General features: G+C 69.8%; 16 protein-coding genes. 5 read left to right on the top strand and 11 right to left on the bottom strand.

From position 1 onward, the window contains the following. The first annotated feature begins 92 nt into the window (after window positions 1–92). Both RI578_RS17015 and RI578_RS17010 read left to right on the top strand, forming a co-directional pair. On the top strand, window positions 93–1,379 hold the full coding sequence (locus RI578_RS17015; RefSeq protein ID WP_310871868.1) for an acetyl-CoA C-acetyltransferase: 1,287 nt from the start codon (window positions 93–95) through the stop codon (window positions 1,377–1,379). Between the two features lie 239 nt (window positions 1,380–1,618). Continuing rightward, window positions 1,619–3,550 (top strand): AMP-binding protein, encoded by a 1,932-nt coding sequence (locus RI578_RS17010; RefSeq protein WP_310871867.1) that lies wholly within the window; start codon window positions 1,619–1,621, stop codon window positions 3,548–3,550. A 12-nt stretch (window positions 3,551–3,562) separates the two neighbouring features. Here RI578_RS17010 and RI578_RS17005 read toward each other — a convergent pair whose 3' ends face one another. After that, entirely contained in the window at window positions 3,563–4,243 is a 681-nt protein-coding gene (locus RI578_RS17005; protein ID WP_310871866.1) for a methyltransferase domain-containing protein, read from the bottom strand. A gap of 157 nt (window positions 4,244–4,400) precedes the next feature. Beyond that, window positions 4,401–4,604 carry a cold-shock protein gene (locus RI578_RS17000; RefSeq protein ID WP_003974443.1) on the bottom strand — a complete coding sequence of 68 codons (204 nt, stop codon included), beginning with the start codon at window positions 4,602–4,604 and terminating at the stop codon, window positions 4,401–4,403. 290 nt (window positions 4,605–4,894) lie between these two features. Between RI578_RS17000 and RI578_RS16995 the strand changes: the two genes are divergently transcribed. Both RI578_RS16995 and RI578_RS16990 read left to right on the top strand, forming a co-directional pair. Then, window positions 4,895–5,743, top strand: coding sequence for a menaquinone biosynthetic enzyme MqnA/MqnD family protein (locus RI578_RS16995; RefSeq protein WP_121748529.1), 849 nt, complete (start codon window positions 4,895–4,897; stop codon window positions 5,741–5,743). 75 nt (window positions 5,744–5,818) lie between these two features. Beyond that, complete coding sequence (locus RI578_RS16990) at window positions 5,819–7,513, top strand: protein kinase domain-containing protein (protein WP_310871865.1); 1,695 nt, start codon at window positions 5,819–5,821, stop codon at window positions 7,511–7,513. Between the two features lie 66 nt (window positions 7,514–7,579). Here the strand turns inward: RI578_RS16990 and RI578_RS16985 are convergent, their stop codons facing one another. Further along, a complete protein-coding gene (locus RI578_RS16985) occupies window positions 7,580–12,229 on the bottom strand; it encodes an FtsK/SpoIIIE domain-containing protein (RefSeq protein ID WP_310871864.1) in 4,650 nt (1,549 codons plus the stop codon). Window positions 12,230–12,514: 285 nt separating this feature from the next. On the opposite strand from RI578_RS16985, the gene RI578_RS16980 reads away from it, so the two are divergent. Next, window positions 12,515–12,814: a WXG100 family type VII secretion target gene (locus RI578_RS16980; protein ID WP_310871863.1), complete on the top strand. Its 300-nt coding sequence runs from the start codon at window positions 12,515–12,517 to the stop codon at window positions 12,812–12,814. 130 nt (window positions 12,815–12,944) lie between these two features. Here RI578_RS16980 and RI578_RS16975 read toward each other — a convergent pair whose 3' ends face one another. From RI578_RS16975 to RI578_RS16940, 8 genes are all read right to left on the bottom strand, one after another. Continuing rightward, on the bottom strand, window positions 12,945–13,157 hold the full coding sequence (locus RI578_RS16975; protein ID WP_310871862.1) for a hypothetical protein: 213 nt from the start codon (window positions 13,155–13,157) through the stop codon (window positions 12,945–12,947). A gap of 445 nt (window positions 13,158–13,602) precedes the next feature. Beyond that, window positions 13,603–14,244, bottom strand: a complete 642-nt coding sequence (locus RI578_RS16970) for a hypothetical protein (protein WP_310871861.1) — start codon at window positions 14,242–14,244, stop codon at window positions 13,603–13,605. Window positions 14,245–14,284: 40 nt separating this feature from the next. Next, window positions 14,285–14,917, bottom strand: coding sequence for a hypothetical protein (locus tag RI578_RS16965; RefSeq protein ID WP_310871860.1), 633 nt, complete (start codon window positions 14,915–14,917; stop codon window positions 14,285–14,287). Then, complete coding sequence (locus tag RI578_RS16960) at window positions 14,904–15,323, bottom strand: hypothetical protein (protein WP_310871859.1); 420 nt, start codon at window positions 15,321–15,323, stop codon at window positions 14,904–14,906. Before RI578_RS16960 ends, RI578_RS16965 begins: the two co-directional genes overlap by 14 nt. 3 nt (window positions 15,324–15,326) lie before the next feature. Next, on the bottom strand, window positions 15,327–16,655 hold the full coding sequence (locus RI578_RS16955; protein ID WP_310871858.1) for a hypothetical protein: 1,329 nt from the start codon (window positions 16,653–16,655) through the stop codon (window positions 15,327–15,329). A 31-nt stretch (window positions 16,656–16,686) separates the two neighbouring features. Next, window positions 16,687–16,986 carry a hypothetical protein gene (locus RI578_RS16950; protein WP_310871857.1) on the bottom strand — a complete coding sequence of 100 codons (300 nt, stop codon included), beginning with the start codon at window positions 16,984–16,986 and terminating at the stop codon, window positions 16,687–16,689. Between the two features lie 276 nt (window positions 16,987–17,262). Beyond that, on the bottom strand, window positions 17,263–18,267 hold the full coding sequence (locus RI578_RS16945; protein WP_310871856.1) for a hypothetical protein: 1,005 nt from the start codon (window positions 18,265–18,267) through the stop codon (window positions 17,263–17,265). A gap of 14 nt (window positions 18,268–18,281) precedes the next feature. Further along, window positions 18,282–18,938 carry a hypothetical protein gene (locus tag RI578_RS16940; RefSeq protein WP_310871855.1) on the bottom strand — a complete coding sequence of 219 codons (657 nt, stop codon included), beginning with the start codon at window positions 18,936–18,938 and terminating at the stop codon, window positions 18,282–18,284. Window positions 18,939–18,982 lie beyond the last annotated feature (44 nt).

Below are 18,982 nucleotides of genomic sequence, written 5' to 3'. Positions count from 1 at the left end.
CTTGCCCTTGCCTGCTCTTGCTGCCTGTCTTGCTTACTCTGGAGTAAGGTTACCGGAGGTAAGTCTATGTCACGGGTGAGGAGCAGGTCGAGATGAGTCCTCTGCCGGCGCAGTCGACGCGCCGTGTCGCGGTCCTCGCGGGCGCGCGCGTCCCCTTCGCCCGCTCCGACGGGCCGTACGCCACCGCCTCCAACCAGGAGATGCTCACCGCGGCCCTCGACGGCCTGGTCGAGCGCCACGGCCTCCAAGGGCCGGGGGAGGTCGGTGAGTTCGTCGCCGGCGCGGTCCTCAAGCACAGCCGCGACTTCAACCTCGCCCGCGAGACGGTCCTCGGCTCGGCCCTGCACCATTCCACCCCCGCGTACGACATCCAGCAGGCCTGCGGCACCGGCCTCCAGGCCGTGATCGCCGCCGCCAACAAGATCGCCCTCGGTCAGACCGGGTCGGCGATCGCGGGCGGCGCGGACACGGCGAGCGACGCGCCCCTGGGCGTCAACGACCGCCTGCGCCGCATCCTGCTGGAGGCCCGCCGGGCGAAGTCCCTCGGCGGCCGGGCGAAAGCGCTGGCCAAGGTCCGCCCGGGCCATCTGGTCCCCGACATCCCGCGCAACGCCGAACCGCGCACCGGCCTGTCGATGGGCGAGCACACCGCGGTCACCGCCCGGGCCTGGGGCGTCACCCGCGAGGCCCAGGACGAACTGGCCGCCACGAGCCACCGGCGGCTGGCGGCGGCGTACGAACGCGGCTTCTTCCAGGACCTGGTGATCCCCTTCCGGGGCCTGTCCCGCGACCAGAACCTGCGTCCCGGCTCGACGGTGGAGAAACTGGCCGCGCTGAAGCCCGTGTTCGGTCTCTCCGGCCCCGACCCCACGATGACGGCGGGCAACTCGACACCCCTGACGGACGGCGCGGCGACGGTGCTGCTGGCGAGCGAGGAGTGGGCCGAGGCGCGCGGCCTTGAGCCCCTCGCCCACCTCACGGCGTACGAGACGGCGGCCGTGGACTTCGTCGGCGGCGATGTCGCGGGCGGTGAGGACGGGTTGCTGATGGCCCCGGCGTACGCGGTTCCGCGCATGCTGGAGCGCGCCGGGCTCGGGATCGAGGACTTCGACCTGGTCGAGATCCACGAGGCGTTCGCGTCCCAGGTGCTGGCCACGCTGGCGGCCTGGGAGAAGCGGGGCCTGGCCCCGGTGGACCGGGCCCGCCTGAACGTGGCCGGCTCCTCCCTCGCCACCGGTCACCCCTTCGCCGCGACCGGCGCCCGCATCGTGGCGACGCTGGCCGGGCTGCTCGCCGAGCGGGGCGGTCCCGGGCGCGGCCTGATCTCCGTCTGCGCGGCGGGCGGTCAGGGCGTCACGGCCATACTGGAACGAACGTGACTTACTGGCAGGTAACCCCCGAGACTGCACACGTCCGGCGCGGGACCATCCCCGAACCCGCACGAACTCCCCACGAGGGCCCCGTACGATCCCGACACTGACCGCCGGTAACCCATGTCCGCGGAACCCGGCGATGAACGCCTCGGCGCGCGAGGCACGTACGTCATGCAGCAGAGCAGCGACAGCCGAGCCAGTGACAGCAGAAGCAGTCTCGCCGCTGCACGTCCCAGGAGCCGCCCGTGTCCACCCCGCTTCCCTCCTTCGCCGCATCCGCCGCCTACGCCGACTCGCCCGGCCCCACCCTGGTGGCGCCCGAGACGCGGCGGCTGGACGGGGCCGTACGGGAGGCGTACGTACCACCGTTCGCCCCGCCGGCGCGGCGCGGCTCGCTCGCCGACCTGCCCTTCGACAACGCGGCCGCGGCCGGGGACCAGGTGGTCCTCAGCCGCAGATCGCCGGACGGGGACTGGTCCGACGTGACGGCGGCCGGGTTCGCCGAACAGGTGCTGGCGGTGGCCAAGGGCATGATCTCCGAGGGCCTGACGCCGGGCGACCGCATCGCGATCATGGCCCGGACGACGTACGAGTGGACGCTGCTCGACTTCGCCGCGTGGGCGGCCGGCCTGGTCACCGTCCCCGTCTACCCGACCTCCTCCCTCTTCCAGACCCGCTGGATCCTCCAGGACTCCGGCGCCGTCACCCTGGTCACCGAGACCACCGCGCAGGCCGCGGCCCTCGGCCCCGAGCTGGACCGCATCCCCGACCTCAAGCACCTGTGGATCATGGAGAAGGGGCATGTGGAGCGGCTGGCCGAGCTGGGTGAGCGGGTGCCGGACGCGGAGGTGGAGGTCCGCCGGGGCATGCTGAGCCCGAGCACGCTCGCCACCCTCATCTACACCTCGGGCACCACCGGCCGCCCGAAGGGCTGCGCGCTGACCCACGGCAACTTCTTCGCCGAGGTCGACAACGCGATCGAGCTGCTCTACCCCGTCTTCAAGGCCAAGACGGGCGAGGACCCCTCGGTCCTGCTCTTCCTCCCCATGTCCCACGTCTTCGGCCGCATGGTCGCCGTGGCCTGCGTCCGCGCCCGGGTCCGCCTCGGCCACGCGCCGAGCCTGAAGCCGGAGGACCTGCTGCCCGACCTGGCGGCCTTCCGCCCGACCTGCCTCCTCACCATCCCGTACATGCTGGAGAAGGTCTTCAACAGCGCCCGCGCCAAAGCCGAGTCGGGCGGCCGGGCCTCGGCCTTCGACCGCGCCGTCTCGGTGGCCGAGCGCTACGGCGAGGCCATGGAGGCCCGCCAGGCGGGCACGGGCGGCGGCCCGGGCCGCGCCCTGAAGACCGCCCGCTCCTTCTACGACCCCCTCGTCTACCGGAAGATCCGCAACGCCATGGGCGGCCGGGTCCGGTACGCCATCTGCGGCGGCTCACCGCTCGGCCGCCGCCTGGCCGCCTTCTACGCCGGGTCCGGCATCGAGATCTTCGAGGGGTACGGCCTCACCGAGACGACGGCCGCGGCGACGGTGACGCCCCCGCTGAAGCCGCGCCTCGGCACGGTCGGCTGGCCGCTGCCCGGCACCCGCATCCGGATCGCCGCCGACGGCGAGATCCTGGTCGCCGGCGACCAGGTCCTGCACGGCTACTGGGACCCGCAGGCGGGCGGCGTCGTCCAGGCCGCGCCCGACGGCTGGTTCGCCACCGGCGACATCGGGAGCCTGGACGACGAGGGATACCTGACGATCACCGGCCGCAAGAAGGAACTGCTGATCACCGCGGGCGGCAAGAGCGTCGCCCCGGCCCCGCTGGAGAACTGGCTGCGCTCCCACCCCCTGATCTCCCAGTGCATCGTCCTGGGCGACCGCCGCCCCTATGTGAGCGCCCTGTTCACCCTCGACCCCGACGGCGTCACCCACTGGCGCCGCATGAACGGCAAGCACCCGGTGCCGCCGGAGCTGCTGACCGACGACGAGGAGGTCCTGGCCGTGCTCCAGCGCGCGGTCGACGAGGCCAACAAGCTCGTCTCCCGCCCGGAGTCCATCCGCCGCTTCGCCGTCCTGCCGAGGGACTTCACGGAGTGGGAGGGCCATCTGACCCCCTCGATGAAGCTCCGGCGCGAGGTGATCATGCGGGACTTCGCGGGGGCGGTGGAGGGGCTGTACGGCACCCCCTAGGCCGGTGTGCGCTCAGCGGCGGGCGATCAGGCAGGCCTGCGGGACCTTCGAGGACGTGTCCTCCTCCTGCACGCGCACGGTCCGCGACAGCACGGTGAAACCGGCCTTCTCCAGCAGCTCCGCCATCGGCTCCGGTCGCCGCCGCTCGAAGTCCAGGGCGACCGGATGGCCGAAGGGGCGGTCGAAGTGGCGGGGCTCGTCCCCGACCTGGAAGGCGAGGAGCAGATGCCCGCCGGGGGCCAGCACGCGCCGCAGCTCGCCGAAGAGGTCCGGCAGCCGCTCCCACGGCGTGTGGATCGACGAGTACCAGGAGACCGCGCCGGCGAGAGCGCCGTCGGGCAGGTCCAGCTCCAGCATGGAGCCCTGCTCGAACCGCAGGTCCGGGTTCTCGCGGCGCGCGATCGCGACCATCGAGGCGGAGAGGTCGAGGCCGAAGACCCGCAGGCCGAGCGAGGCGAGGTGGGCGGTGACCCGGCCGGGTCCGCAGCCCAGGTCGGCCACCTGCCCCTCCGGTCCCACCAGCTCGGCGAAGGCGCCCATCAGAGCCCGGTCCAGCGGTGTGCCGGCGCCCGTGGCGCGGAAGCGGTCCGCGTAGTCCTCGGCGATGGCGTCGTAGAAGGTCCGGGTGGTGTCCAGGAAGCCCGTGTCGTGGCGGATGCCGTGTCCGGTGCCGGGGCGGGTGTCGTCGGTCATGGCGGGGACCCTAGTGCCCGGCACTGACAGTCGGCCGCCGGAACGACTTGCGGCCGGAACTCACCGAGAATTCAGCGAGAATTCAGAAAGAAAGGCCCAAAAAGGGCAGGAGCCCCGTCGCCGAAACGGCGCGGGGCTCCTTGGGTACTGCTGTCAATCAGACAGGAGTGACATTCTCCGCCTGCGGGCCCTTCGGACCCTGCGTGACGTCGAAGGACACCTGCTGGTTCTCCTCGAGGGAACGGAATCCCTGAGCGTTGATCGCGGAGTAGTGGACGAAGACGTCCGGGCCGCCGCCTTCCTGGGCGATGAAACCAAAGCCCTTTTCGGCGTTGAACCACTTCACGGTTCCGGTAGCCATAAGCCCTCCTTGGGCCCAAAGGGTTGCCCTGCTCCAGAACCAGCAAGTGTGAAGACTGGAATGCTGCACAACTGCATACGTCTGAGAACGACGAGAGCCCGCGGTCACATGCTCCGCAGGCTCTGTACTGCAAGGGAAACCAAACTGCAACTTGCTGTGAGCCTAGCACGCAGGCACCCGAGCGCAACAGAGGCCAAGATCACTTCACCCGAATGTTTGAACGCCTCCGCCGTTCGGCTGACGCCGGGGGCGGCGGCGGGCGGATGCCGGGGGAGGGCTAGCCTCGCGATGTGGACAATTCTCGCACCCGGCCGCGCGTCGGCCACATCCAGTTCCTGAACTGCCTGCCCCTGTACTGGGGGCTCGCGAGAACAGGCACGCTCCTCGACTTCGAGCTCACGAAGGACACCCCGGAGAAGCTCAGCGAGCAGCTGGTGCAGGGCGACCTCGACATCGGTCCCGTCACCCTGGTCGAATTCCTCAAGAACGCCGAAGACCTGGTCGCCTTCCCCGACATCGCCGTCGGCTGCGACGGCCCGGTGATGTCGTGCGTGATCGTCTCGCAGGTCCCGCTGGACCGGCTGGACGGCGCCCGCGTCGCCCTCGGCTCCACCTCGCGCACCTCCGTCCGCCTCGCCCAGCTGCTGCTCGCCGAGCGCTTCGGCGTCCAGCCGGACTACTACTCCTGCCCGCCCGACCTGAGCCTGATGATGCAGGAGGCCGACGCGGCCGTCCTCATCGGCGACGCGGCCCTGCGCGCGAACATGATCGACGGCCCGCGCTACGGCCTCGAAGTGCACGATCTGGGCGCGCTGTGGAAGGAGTGGACGGGCCTGCCGTTCGTCTTCGCGGTCTGGGCGGCCCGGCGCGACTACGCGGAGCGCGAGCCGGTCATCACCCGCAAGGTGCACGAGGCCTTCCTCGCCTCCCGCAACCTCTCCCTGGAGGAGGTCGGCAAGGTCGCCGAGCAGGCGGCCCGCTGGGAGGCCTTCGACGAGGAGACCCTCGCGCGGTACTTCACCACCCTCGACTTCCGCTTCGGCGCGCCGCAGCTGGAGGCGGTCACCGAGTTCGCCCGCCGGGTGGGCCCGACCACCGGCTTCCCGGCGGACGTGAAGGTGGACCTGCTCCAGCCCTGATCGCGCCGGTCCCCCGGCACGGCGGGCCCACTACCCTGCTCCCAGGTACTGGCGTACGGGGGAGGGGTGGGCGCCATGCAGCCGCTCGATGTCGACGAACCCACAGCGGTGGGGCCCTACCGGCTGCTCGGCCGGCTGGGCTCCGGCGGTATGGGCCGGGTCTACCTGGGCCGCAGCGCCGGCGGCCGCACGGTCGCCGTGAAGATCGTGCACCCGCACTTCGCGCTCGACGAGGAGTTCCGGGCCCGGTTCCGGCGCGAGGTGGACGCCGCGCGCAGGGTGGGCGGCGCCTGGACCGCGCCCGTACTGGACGCGGACCCCGAGGCGCGCGTGCCGTGGGTCGCCACGGCGTACGCGGCCGGTCCGTCCCTGACGGCGGCCGTCGCGGACGGCGGCCCACTGCCGGCCCACTCGGTACGGGCGCTCGGCGCGGGCCTCGGCGAGGCGCTGGCGGCGGTGCACGAGCTGGGCCTCGTCCACCGTGACGTGAAGCCGTCCAACGTCCTCCTCACCCTCGACGGCCCCCTCCTGATCGACTTCGGCATCGCCCGCGCGACGGACGGCACGGCGTCCCTGACCTCCACCGGCGTCTCGATCGGCTCGCCCGGTTACATGTCCCCCGAGCAGATCCTCGGCAAGGGCGTCACGGGCGCGGCCGACGTGTTCTCGCTGGGCGCCGTCCTCGCCTTCGCGGCGATGGGTGCGCCGCCCTTCCCGGGGGACTCCTCGGCCGCCCTCCTCTACAAGGTCGTCCACGAGGAGCCGCAGCTCGGCGCCCTCGACGGCGGAACGGGCGGGACGCCGGACGCGGAGCTGCGGGACCTGGTGGCGGCGTGCCTGGCCAAGGACCCGGCCGCCCGGCCGACCCCCGGGGAGGTGGCCCGGCGCCTCGCACCCGAGGGCGCGGCCCGCCTGGTGACCGGCGGCTGGCTGCCGGGAGCGCTGGTGGAGCGGGTCAGCCGGAGCGCCGTACAGCTGCTGAACCTGGAGGCGGCGGAGTCGTCGTCCGGGCCGGCGTCGGGGCCGGTGGGGTTCAGCCGGCCGTCGGTGGGAGCGCCGGGCTCGGTCGGCGGGGCGGGCTCGGTCGGCGGGGCGGACTCGGTCGGCGGGGCGGCGCCCGGCGTCTTCGGGCCCCCGCCGGTGATGCCCGCGCCGACGGCGGCCGGCGCCGACGTACCGTCCCCGCGCGAGGGCGACCGCTCGCCGGGCAAGCTCGCCCTGTCCGTCGCGGCGACCTCCACCCGGGGCGCCGGTGGCCGCGGCCGGCGGCTGAGCTGCACCGTGGCGCTCGCGGTGGCGGGGGCGCTGGCGGCGGTGACGGTCGGCTCGGTGTTCGTCCTGGACCTGCTGCCGGGCGAGGGCGGCGAGAACAGCCCGGGCGGTCAGGCCACCGCCACCCAGACACCCTCCGCCCCCCGCGCCGTCCCCGCCCGCTACATCGGCACCTGGGAGGGCCAGGCCGTCGCCGTCGAGGGCAACCTGCCCCTGGGCACCTTCCGCCTGACCGTCCGCGAGGCCGAGGTGGGCGAGAAGCTGGGCACCGTGCGCCACACCGACCTCTTCGGCGGCACCTGTGACGACGTACTGACCCTGAAGAAGGTGACGGAGAAGCAGGTCGTCGCCGGCGCCGTGGGAGCCGAGGGCAACCGCGACGTCTGCAACCAGGCCCTCCACACCGTCCGCCTCACACCCGTCGGCGACGACCTTCAGTACGAGTCCGACAGCAAGGACTCGGGGCGGCCGAAGGCGCGGTTGTCGAAGGTCAAATAGGCGTCTGACCGGGGCTCTTGCCTTCGTACTTCACCCTCCGCTCGGGTCGGCCCGAACCGCCGCCGCTCACCCCGGCACCACGACCGTACGCAGCTCTCCGTCCCCGAGGTGCAGCATGCCCTTGCCCGGGGCGATCTGGCCGCCGACCATGCCGCGGGAGACGCGCAGGCCGATGAGGTCGCCGCTGGAGGACTCCTGCGGGCAGAGCAGGATGCCGCGGCGGGCCTTCTTGGCGTCGACCTGCCAGCCGGAGAAGCCGCTGCACACGTCCTCCTCGTCACCGGCGATGACGAGGGCGAGACCGCGTTCGGCGCCCCGGGAGACGATCTTCTTCATCTGGCTTTCGGCGTCGCAGTCCTCGAGGATCTCGCCGTCGTCGACGAGGACGGCGATCGGCTCCTCCAGGCTGGCCCGGTCGATGAGTTCCTCGAACTCGTCCTCGTCGATGTCGTCCCCGGTGAAGACCTTCAGCACGCCCTCCACACCGTCCAGTTGACGCAACGGCGACTGGCGGGGCGCGGCGACGACGAGGCGGGTGCCCTGGGCGAGGAAGGAGTTCGCGACGTTCATCAGCACCGTGGAACGGCCCGACTTGGCCGGCCCCGCGATGACGAACGCCGGGACACCGTCCGCGAGGTCGGGGCCGAAGCCGACGATCTCGTCGCCGCCGATGCCGACCATCGCCCACAGCTTGGAGCGGGACGCCTCCGGGTCGCGCAGCTCCCAAGCCTCGGTGAAGGAGATACGGCTGGGCAGGCTGTCGACGCGGAACGGGCGCCGGGCGCGCGGCACATCCGCGTCCCGGGCCGCGGCCGCCTCGCCGATCGCGGTGATCGCCGCCGCCTGCCCCTGACCGGTGGTGTCCTCGGCGAGCAGCGCGAACTGCGTCTCCGTACCGGCCTCGTTGCGGAAGGCGCGGCCCGGCGGGATCTCCTCGGGCACCTTGCGGGTCGGGATGCCGAGCGAGGAGAAGTCGCTGCGGTCGGCGAGACGCAGGCCGTACTTGTCCTCGGTGAGCGTCGCGATCCGGCCGACCAGCAGCGTGCGGTCACCGGTCAGGACCAGGTGGATGCCGATGCTCGCGCCCTCGCGCATCATCGTCTGCAACGCGTCGGTGAGCGAGCCGTGGTCGACCTCGCCGAGGGTGGGCACCCAGCCCTCCCAGCGGTCCAGCAGGACGACGATGTGCGGCAGCCGCTCGTCCTCCTCGACCGCGGCCCGCTGCTCGCCGATGTCGGCGAAGCCCTTGTCGGCCAGGAGGTTCTGGCGGCGGTCCATCTCCCCCTTGAGCCGGTTGACGAGCCGGACCACCCGCTCCGTCTGGTTACGGCTGACGACCGCGCCGCAGTGCGGCAGCCGGGTCAGCGCGTTGAGGGCGCCGTTGCCGCAGTCGATGCCGTACAGATGCACGTCGGCGGTGGAGTGGGTGCGGGCCAGCGAACCCGCGATGGTGCGCAGCACCTGGGACCGGCCGCTGCGCGGGGCGCCGCCGATCATCAGGTGGCCGAAGCTCGCGAAGTCGACGACGACCGGGCGGCGCGCCTGGTCGGAGGGCAGGTCCTCGATGCCGAACGGGGCGGGCGGCAGCTTGCCCGGCGCGGCGCCGGCGAGGGCCGGGACCTCGATCTCGTCCAGCAGCAGCGTCTCGTCCAGCGCCGGCAGCCAGGGGCTGTGCTGGGCGGGGATGCCGAGCGAGCTGTTGGCGTCGCGCACCGCGTCGACGAGCACCTTGAGGTCGGTGATCTCGTCGTCCTCGCGGGATTCGGTCTTCGGCTTGGCCAGCGCCGCCCGGCCCAGGTCCTCCCAGCCCAGCGGCCCGACCCAGGGCGCGAGCGCGGCCGGGTCGGCGGCACCGGGCCGCCGGCCCCCGACCCGCCCGGACTGGAAGGGGACGAGGGAGGCGTGACCCAGCCGCACGTAGGCGCGGCCCGGGGTGCTCTTGGAGATGTGCCCGGCCTCCGGGGAGTCGATGACGTCGCTCGACTCGCCGCCGTCGGTCACGCGCAGCGCGATACGGAGGTTGGTGTTGGCGCGGATCTCGGGCGAGACGACACCGCTCGGCCGCTGCGTGGCGAGCAGCAGGTGAATGCCGAGGGACCGCCCTCGCTGGGCGATGTTCACGAGCCCGGTCACGAAGTCCGGCAGGTCCCGCACCATGGACGCGAACTCGTCGATGACGATGAGCAGCCGAGGCACGGGAGCGTGCGAGGGGTCTCGTTTGACGAGGTCCTGATAGTCCTCGATGTCCTTGGCGTCGGCGGCGGCGAGGATGTGCTCGCGCCGCTTCAGCTCGGCGCCCAGCGACTCCAGGGCGCGCTCGACGAGGTGCGCGTCGAGGTCGGTGACCATGCCGACGGTGTGCGGCAGTTTCACGCAGTCCTTGAACGCGGACCCGCCCTTGTAGTCGACGAGGACGAAGGTCATGTTCTCGGGCGTGTTCGCGACGGCCAGCGCCGCCACGATGGTCTGCAGCAGCTCCGACTTACCCGAACCGGTCGTACCGGCGATGAGCCCGTGCGGCCCGTCCTTGCGCATGTCGATGCCGAAGGGACCGTCGTACGACTCACCGATGACGGCCATCGTCGACTGCCCGCCCATCCGCCAGCGCGCGCTGATCGCGTCGGCCGTCGGCGGCTCCAGCTGGAGCACGTCGAGGAGCCGGCTGGAACCGGGCAGCGCGGAGTCCTCGGTCTCGCCGCTGATGTCCCGCAGCGCGGACAGCGAACGCGTGAGCCGCAGACACCAGGCAGGGGTCACGAAGTCGGGCCGCACGTTCGCGATCCGCTCGGCACCCGCCTCCTCCACCCGCAGCCGCAGCTTCTCGGTCCGCGCCCGCTGCTCGGGCTGGGCGGCGGCCCCGGTGTGCCAGGCCTGGAAGGACGGAAACCCACCGGCGACCGGCTGCGCCTGCTGCTGCTCGCTCTCCTGCCGCCGCCCCGTCTCCTCGACCTTGGGCTCGGCGACGACGAACGCCTGGCACTCACCGGGCAGGAACCGCTCCTCGGCGTCGAGGCAGAGCGCGTACATGGACACGGCCGGCCCTTCACGCAGCAGCCGCACCACCCCCGGCAGGGACCGCAACCGCCGCGACCCGTCCCATACGACGACGATGTCCGGGTCGCTGAAGGTCGCCCCCGGGCCGCCCTTCTGCTGGGCGGCCTTCTTGCGCGCGTCGAGGATCTGCGTCAGCTCGCCGATGCGGGCGCCGACGGTCTCGGCGTCGGTGCCGATGAGGATGTTGACGTCCTGGCCGCCGGAGGGCCGGGAGTGCGGCAGCCAGCGCACCCAGTCCCACTCGGCCTGCGCGGAGTTCTCGCTGAGCACGTAGAACTGCACGTCCATGGGGCTGTGCAGCGCGGCGGTCTGCGCGACGGCCCACCGCCCCAGCGACCGGGCGGAGTCCCCGGGCCCCGCGATGCCGATGACACCGAGGCCGCGCAGGGAGAGGGCGACGGGAGCGTCCTCGATCTTCCAGGTGACCTGCCGGCGGTGATCGTCCTGCTCGGGGTCGTCGAGCACGACCTCGGAGGGCAGCTGCCCCGTACCGACCCTCAGCAGCAGATGGTCCCGGTCCGTCCGCCGCCGCTCCCACAACCGCGTCCGGGGCCCCGTCCCCACCGACAGCACGACCGCCGGATCGGGAATGGCCTGCCGCCGGTCGTTCCGCTCGGTGACGAGCGCGTCCTGCGCGTCCTTCTCGATCCGCTCCTTCTGCTCCTCGTACTCCTTGACCTGCTTGGCGTGGGACTTGCGCCCGTGCTTCTTGTCGTTGAAGTAGTTGGCGAAGAGCAGAATGGGACTGAGTCCCGCCATGATCAGGTAGTACCAGCGCCCGAAGATCGCCACGGCCACGACCGCGCCGACGATCGGCGTGAACGCCATCAGCCAGGGCAGCGGCCGGGGTTCGTACTCGCGGGGCGGCGACGGCAGCCGGAAGTTGGTCTGCCGCTCCGGCGGACGCAGCCGAGGCGGCCGGTTGTAGTCGAGCCCGACACCGTCCTCGGACCACTTCAGCGCCGCGTTGGGCGGCGCGTACCGGGCGAGTTCGAGAAGCGAGTTCCCGACCGCTATCTGAGCCCCGAGCGGCCACTCGCCCCGGCCCCGACCCTTGTCCCGTTCCTTGTCCCGGCGCTTGTCGCCTTTGTCCCGGCCCTTGTCCCGGCCCTTGTCCCCGTCTTTGTCCGGGTCCGTCATGGGCTCGCCGTCGAGGGTGACGCCCTCCTTGTCGGAGTGCACGGCGACCTTGCAGGTGCCGTCGGTGGCCACGGAGAGGGTGAGAGCACGCGCGTCGACTTCCGGATCGTCGATACGGATGTACGACGCCGCCCCGCTGCCGATGTCGTACTTGCCCACGCCGAGCCGGTGCACGAACCCGGCGCCCGGCCCGCCGACCACACGCAACTCGACCAGCCCGCTGGGCTCCCCGGGCAGGCACCCCGACGGATCCTGGAGCGAGACGACCGCGCCTTCGCGAAGCGGCGACCCGATGACCGTGGCCGACGGATCGACGGGATACCCGTCGACGTAGACGAGCGGCGCGTTGCCCGCGCCCCCCTGCCGCTGGTGCCCGATGGGAATGACCTGCGCACCCGCGACGCCGACCTGCTTGGCCAGCTCCTCGGCGATGTCCCCCACGGTGGACTCGGGATCGGCATCGAGCACGACGTCGGCGGTGCCCCCGCCGAACGGGTCGACGACGGTCAGGCTCAGTCGCACGCTTGTCCTCCCCAAACGGCCCCTGCGGCCGCTTCCGCAACACGGCTCACAGTCCAAGCGACGATATCCGTTGGGTGTCGCGGTGCGGCAACAGGGAGGTGACCGAACGTTCCCGAAGGCAATGCAGGGATGTGACACCACAAGCCACCCCCGTAAGCTGCTGCCACAAGAGCGGACGATCACACCGGTCGCTACACGCGCCCGGTTTGACCGGTGCGCCGGTTCGATCCGCAAACAAGGAGCCACGGGGGTTGGCCCTGCGGCGTTGTGAGAGGAAGCGGCTTCATGGCCAAAGACCTTGACATCACATACCAGGACATGCGGGATGCGGCCAAGCATGTCGTGAAGGAGAAGGAAAAGCTCCAGGAAAAGCTCGACGGTCTTCGCAAGTACATCGCCAACCTGGTCGAGTCGGGCTACGTCACGAAGTCCTCCTCGAAGGCCTTCGACGAGAACTTCGACGAGTTCACCAAGGGCGCCAAGACCACCCTCGACGGCCTCGACGGCATGGGCGACTACCTGACTATGGCCGCCGACAAGTTCGAGCAGATCGACGAGGAACTGGCGAAGCAGGCGCGGAAGTGACGCTCGCCTGAAGCGTTGTACGACGGTGTGGCGGGGCGAGCGGTGAGCACGTCCCGCCGCACCGGCGGCTGGCAGGACGAGGTGGGTTGGTGCAATCTGCGGTGCAGCCGATTGTCAGTAAGTCACTCACTCACTCCGGGTTGGGATTGAGCCAGATACTGCGGGCGAATTCATCGAAGATGTCCATGTTGAGACCCAGCCATCCGAGTTCGTCCGTCACTGTGCGCACGGAGGCGTAGATCTGAAGCTCCTCCGACCACCACCCGTAGTTCAACGAGACACCGAGGCCGGCGTCATCGCTGAAGTGGCGGAGAGACTCTCGGCCCGCGCCCTCTCCCTGCATCAGGAGAGCGTAGAAAGGTTGCGGGACTCTACGAAAATCCCCTCCGTACAGGAACACTTGGTGTGCCGGGATCCGGGGGTGCGGGTGAGCTTCGATCAACTGCCGGAAGCGATCAGTCAACACAGTGCAGTTGGGGATGCGCCACCATTTCCGGTGGCGCTGATGCACGATGTCCGCACACGTGGCGGCCCACTCGTCGATTTCCGTCCGCTGCTGCTCCGTCCAATGGAGCGGCATCAGGAACCACTCGGTCGGGTCAGCCTCAGTCTCGGAAAAGGATCACTTGCAGCTCCAGCGGAATGTCATCATCACGGCATCGAAATCTTCAAGACTTGGAAGATGGTGTCGTCGAGGCTGAGATCACTCACGCGGTGTCGGGGGTCTCTCAGACGCTCGGTTCACAGCCGATGTGGATACGGTCGTAAATGCGCCCCAGCGGTGCCGGTCAATGGGGCGCCCCAGGGAGCCGGAGCGTTCGCGCGAAGTCGTCCAGGGGCTCCATGGCCGCGGCGATGATTTCCGGATCGTCGTGGTGTCCGCGGAACACGATGTCGGGGAGGCCGGGCCGGGTGTGCCAGTGGTACGACACCGAGGTCATCATGATGCTGCTGTCCGCGGGGTAGGAGCGGGTGACCCGAATCCCGTCCGAGCCCAGGTGCGGAGAGGGGAACGGAATGCTGCCGGTGCGCTGCTGCCACTCAGGGATTTCCGGGTGCGGCACCGTGAACGCGGTGCTTCCCTCGCAGGAAGCCGCGTCGTGGGCCTCGCAGTGGATTCGGGTGGCGTGCATCACCAGGGGCATGTAAGTGAGCGGAACAGGGTGGTAGATGAACGCCTCGTCGGCCTGGAGCTTGTCCCGGAGCGTGACGATCATCTGCTCGTAGAAGCTCTTGTGGAAGCGGCGGAGCTTCCGGGTGAGTTCGATGTCGTGGATTGCGGCCAGCCCGGTCAGGTGCAGGCCCAGCCATTCCTTGAAGTTCTTCTTGTCGATCTGGAGATGAAGATAGCCCCAGAGGTCTGGATCGGCGTCCGTGTCGATGTGGAGCGGTGCGCCGAGGTCGGTGCTCCACAAGGTGCCTTCGGGCATGAGTGGTCTCTTTCTTCGGGGGCACGGCAGAAGGGAGCCTTCAGGCGTAGCTCCAGCGGAAGGTGCCCATCACGGCATCGAACAACTCCACGAGGGCGTCGTGGAAGGCGGGGTCCGAGCCTGGCGCGACCAGGGCGCTGAAGGAGAAGGTGACGTACTGGTCGGGAACGCTGTCTGGGACCGGAACGAAGTACTCGACCCGGCGGTGAGCGACCTCGACGCCCTGAGCCGCGTCGGCGGGTACGTCTCGCTCCGAGCGCAGGGCCGCGGTGTCGTCGAGCTCTCGCGTCTCGGCACCGGGAGACACGGAGGCGAGCGCGGCCAGAACCGCTTCCGGGCCGCTGTCGGGCCGTACCCGCGGAATCTCGATCGGCTCCGAAGCCACGATCGAGACGGGCAGCGCGATGCCGTGGAGGCGTTCGGTGGGGAGATAGAGGGTCATACCTCCTTTGGCACTGGCCCGGCGGACGACCTTCTTCATCTCCTGGGTCAGCTTCAGCCGGGCCTTCGGAATGTCGTCCTTGGGAAAGCCGACGGGCAACTGTGCGACGGCCTTGCGGACGACACGGTCCATCGCTTCCTTGGTGCCCGTGCGTAGCGGAATCACGTCCCAGCCGGGCGGCGGCACCAGGTTGAAACCGCTCGGGGACCGGCGGTGCTCAGCGGTGCTCATTTCGCCCCCGTGTCACTTCCACGGCATAGGCGACACCTACGAAGAGCGCCCACGCCGGAGCGGCGATCATGCCCGGCCAGAAACCGAAGAACAGTGAGGGTAGGAAGAAGCCGCCGCCCATGGCGAGATCCCGGGTGAGGTAGGGCGGGCGGCCCGCGTGCCGGGGATACTTCGCGAAGACCCAGACGTAGTGCAGGAGGCAACCGATGATCCCGGCCTCAAAGACGTAAAGCACGTCGTTCATGAGCGACTTCGGCACCAGGATCATGATGCCCAATACCGGCAGGAACAGCGGCATTCCGATGATCAGCGTCAGCCGGAGCCGCCGGTTGGGGCCGGTGCCGAGCCCCGTGCGGGCGGCTTCGGCCTCGGCAATGCGTTGCGCCGAGTTCAGGTCCAAGATCATTCCTCACCAGTGAGTGTCGGGGGCGGGCTTCAGAGTGTTGTCCTTCCAGTCCGAGTACGCCGCGTTGTACGGCTTCTCGCCGGTTCCGAACTGCTCCTTGGTCCAGCTTGTCAGGTCGCTCTTTCCCAGCGCCTTGTCCATGACGTCCATCCCCATGCCGGTCCAGGCAATGCCGAGACCGACCTGGTAGGACTTGTAAGCCCTGTCCGCCGCGGCTCCCGCGGCCTCCGGGAAGGCAGCCTTGTTCGCCTGCAGCATCTTCGCCATGCCGGCCATCTCCTTGTCGCCGAGGTGCACCAGTGTCGACAACGGGCTGACCCTCAGCGGACTCTTGGCGACCAGGCCGACGTTCTGGGAGATGGATTTGCGCATCGCGTTACGGGCCGCTCCGAGGGCCTGCCGCCCCGGCCCTGCCGGCATTTTGGTCATCATCCGCCCCGTGTCGTCCAGGATGCCCTTGACGCCCCTGAGCCCTCGGCTCAGGCCGGCGGTCCGGGCGGCCTGAGCGGCGCCCACGGTGGCTTTGGCGCCGCTGGCGAGCTTAGCGGCGGCCCCGAGGCCACCCACGACGAGCAGTCCCCCCACGACGTCGAAGATGACATCCGTCCAGGTGGCGTCGCCGGATGCCACCAGCAGGAGTCTGAGTCCGATCGTGAGCGCCGCGATGCCAAGGACAAGAAAGTTCAAGCCGGGAATGGCGAGTGCCAGGAAGCCTGCCACCGTCGCGACCCAGCCGAGAGCATCGATGAAGGCCTTGATCCCATTCGCATTCTCATGGGCCCAGCCCTTGACGTCGTCCCACCACGAGTCCTCGATCACGTCGTCGATCTCGTCGCGGATCTTCCCGGCATAGTGATTGGCGCGAGTGATCCGGTTGCCGGTCATGGTGTGCAGGGTGATTCGGTACGGCTGGATGGGGTCGTCGGCGGGGCTGGTGCCGCTGGGGGACGTCTGCGGGAGGTCCTTGTCCTCCGACGCGCCCTTCTTGGCCTTGTCGGCCTCGACCTCCTCCTGCTTCTCCTTGGCCTGGCGCAGGAGCTTGTCGGCGTCGCTCTGGAAATCCTCCAGTTCGTTCGACCACTTGGTCAGGTGGCCGTGCACCCGCTCGTATCGTCCGGCCACCTCCCGCATGTGCTTCTCCAGCGTGGAGGACTCGTCGCGCAGGGTCTTTACGTATTTACCCTTGAGGGTCTCGTCGTCGCTGATCGCCTTGAGGTTCTTGGCCTGGTCCCGGAGCTTCTCGGCCACCGAGATCATGTGCTTGACCTCGGCACGGATCTCCTCCGGATCGCCGGGAACGGGATCGGATGCGCACAGGGGCTGCCAGTCCACCGGACGGCGCTTGGATGTCGGTGTCATGGCGTCACTTCTTCTGCTTCTTCTTGTTCGCCTTGGTCAGCTCGTCGTCGAGATCCTCGAACGCCTTCTTGCTGCCGGCCACGAGCTTGCCGACCGACTCGATGGACTCGACGAGCCTGGTGCGGTAGTCGTCCCAGTTGTCGACGAACTTCTCCATGGCCCCGGCCACGGCACCGGAGCCCCAGTGCTCCTTCATGTCGTCCCGGCGGTTCTCGATGTCCTCGAAGGTCTTCTTGAGTTGGCCGAGCTTGCGCTCGCAGTCTGCGAGGAAGTCGTAGTCGACCGTCAGGTCCGGCTCACCCATGCAGTTTTCTTCCCCCGTGTTTGATCATGCGGCCGTGATGGCCACCTTCCGCTTCTCGTCGTCCCGGTCCCGAGCGCAGTCCCGGGCACGCTCCTGGGATCTCAGGAGCCACTCCACGAAGTTCTCAAGGCGGCGAGGAACGTACGGGCGCTCTGCCCGCAGCCTTGCGCACTTCCCCGGGCGGATCCGGCATTCTACTGAGCCGGCACCATGCGGAGCAGCCGGCCTCAAAGCCGAGTCTCGTCTTCGCGGTCTTCGCGAGGCCTGCGGATCCCATCAGCGATTGACCGCCTGGATCTCCTGGACGGTGACCGCCTGGTCGTTGCCGAAGGTCCCGTCGGGCAGATCACCGCCCGCGCCGCCGCTGCCGGTCCAGGTGATGTCCCAGGTGACCGTGGCCTGGAGCTTGAAGGTGCCGTCTCCCGAGGAGCGGAGGTACTTGATGCCGCAGGGCGGGTTCTGGTCGGCCTTGCCCTTGGCGTACGGCTCCCCGATCGAATCGTCGTCGTTGATCGTGCACTCGGCGGAGGCGGGGTAGGTTTCGGCGTCCGGTGTGCCCGGCTCCAGCTTGAGCGAGACGGGGGTGGCGGTGGTGGTGGCCTGGATGTTCACGCCACCCACGTCGAGCGACGCCGTGACCGACACCTCCTTGAACGTGGCCTGGTCCAGCCACGCCCAGGTCGGGAGGTTGACCTTGGCGGTTTCGGCGGGGGCGAGCGACACCTCGGTGGTCGGCAAGCGGACGCGGTTGTAGGCGAGTTCGGCGAGTACCTCCGGCGTCACGGCGTTCTCGACCGGCGGAGAGTCCCCGTTCTCGACCCAGAAGGGCTCCTCGTCGCAGAGCTGTGCCTCGGGCTCCATCCAGCGGTCCTCGTCCTGGACGGCGACCCACCAGTTGCCCTCGTCCTTCACGTCCAGGTTGTAGTTCTCGTACTCGCCGTCCTTGTACTTCTCCCGGAACATGCCAACGGAGGTCTTGGCGTAGCTGTGCTGGCCCGGCGTGTTCACCGTCTCGCTGTACATGTCCTCCACGTACTGCGAGAACTCCTTGGCGGAGCGGGGCTCGTACCAACAGGCAGGCGGCGTCCAGTCGCCGACGGGGGTGACGTTGCCGCCGGTGTCCCCGCCGCCCGGGGAAGTGGTGGTGTAGGTGATCCTGGAGACCAGGTCGCCACCGGATCTGGTGCCCTCGGTGTCGATCTCGGACTCGGAGGCGCCAGGCCCCTTCGCCTGCGCGCTTCCGGCGGCCAGTGCCAGCGCCGTGACGAGAGCGCTCGTCACGGCTATGCCTCGGGTCAGGGCGCGCACGTCTTGTCCCCCCTCTTCGACTGCACTTCCGTGGTCTGCCAGACGCCCTTGTCGTTCTTCTTCAACTGCGTGCTGTAAGTGACGTACGGACTCTCGTCGGAGGGCGTCTTGTCCACCTTGCCGGTCTCGCGGTTCTTGTTGTACGCCTTGCTCTCGTCGGCGCAGTACACGACCGCGGCCGTGTCCTTGTCGGCGACCTTGATGTCGGGCTTGAAGTAGCGGGTGACGCCTGTCCAGGTGAGGCCCTCGTCCAGCCAGGCCTGGATCCACTTCTGGGCGCTCACCAGGGCGTCGCCCTGGCGGTAGTACGCGACGGTCGTCGAGTCCGAGTTGCCCCGGAGGATGGCGTCGTCGACCGCGTTCACGGTCTGGGCCACGTCGGAGAGCACCGCGTCCTCGGTGGGGTCGCCCGTCGCCCAGTTCTCGAACTTGTTCTCCACGCCCTTGGGGAACGTGATCTTCGGCCGGTCGGCCGGTCCGGGAGGAGTGCTCTTGTCCGGCGAAGCCGGCTCTGTCGACTTGTCCGTGTCCGCACCAGCGATCTTGTCGTTCTCCTCGGACTTGCCGTCCCCGCCGCAGGCGGTGAGGAGTAGCGCTGCCGTTGCGGCTAGCGCGGTGGCAACGGGCACAGAACGGCGCTTCACAGTGGACTCCCCGTGAGACAAAGGCTTAGTCAAGAGCACAGACG

The sequence above is a fragment of the Streptomyces sp. BB1-1-1 genome, from assembly GCF_031597775.1.
Classification (GTDB): Bacteria; Actinomycetota; Actinomycetes; order Streptomycetales; family Streptomycetaceae; genus Streptomyces; species Streptomyces thinghirensis.
Note: the sequence above shows the minus strand (reverse complement) of the source record. Positions and strands in the feature narration are given on the sequence as shown.

What these genes read in the sequence shown, in the direction of transcription:
- RI578_RS16965 (WP_310871860.1), bottom strand. Translation starts at nt 14,917, where the DNA reads ATGAGCACCGCTGAGCACCGCCGGTCCCCGAGCGGTTTCAACCTGGTG.
- RI578_RS16950 (WP_310871857.1), bottom strand. Translation starts at nt 16,986, where the DNA reads ATGGGTGAGCCGGACCTGACGGTCGACTACGACTTCCTCGCAGACTGC.
- RI578_RS16970 (WP_310871861.1), bottom strand. Translation starts at nt 14,244, where the DNA reads ATGCCCGAAGGCACCTTGTGGAGCACCGACCTCGGCGCACCGCTCCAC.
- RI578_RS16975 (WP_310871862.1), bottom strand. Translation starts at nt 13,157, where the DNA reads ATGCAGGGAGAGGGCGCGGGCCGAGAGTCTCTCCGCCACTTCAGCGAT.
- RI578_RS17005 (WP_310871866.1), bottom strand. Translation starts at nt 4,243, where the DNA reads ATGACCGACGACACCCGCCCCGGCACCGGACACGGCATCCGCCACGAC.
- RI578_RS16980 (WP_310871863.1), top strand. Translation starts at nt 12,515, where the DNA reads ATGGCCAAAGACCTTGACATCACATACCAGGACATGCGGGATGCGGCC.
- RI578_RS17000 (WP_003974443.1), bottom strand. Translation starts at nt 4,604, where the DNA reads ATGGCTACCGGAACCGTGAAGTGGTTCAACGCCGAAAAGGGCTTTGGT.
- RI578_RS16960 (WP_310871859.1), bottom strand. Translation starts at nt 15,323, where the DNA reads ATGATCTTGGACCTGAACTCGGCGCAACGCATTGCCGAGGCCGAAGCC.
- RI578_RS17015 (WP_310871868.1), top strand. Translation starts at nt 93, where the DNA reads ATGAGTCCTCTGCCGGCGCAGTCGACGCGCCGTGTCGCGGTCCTCGCG.
- RI578_RS16990 (WP_310871865.1), top strand. Translation starts at nt 5,819, where the DNA reads ATGCAGCCGCTCGATGTCGACGAACCCACAGCGGTGGGGCCCTACCGG.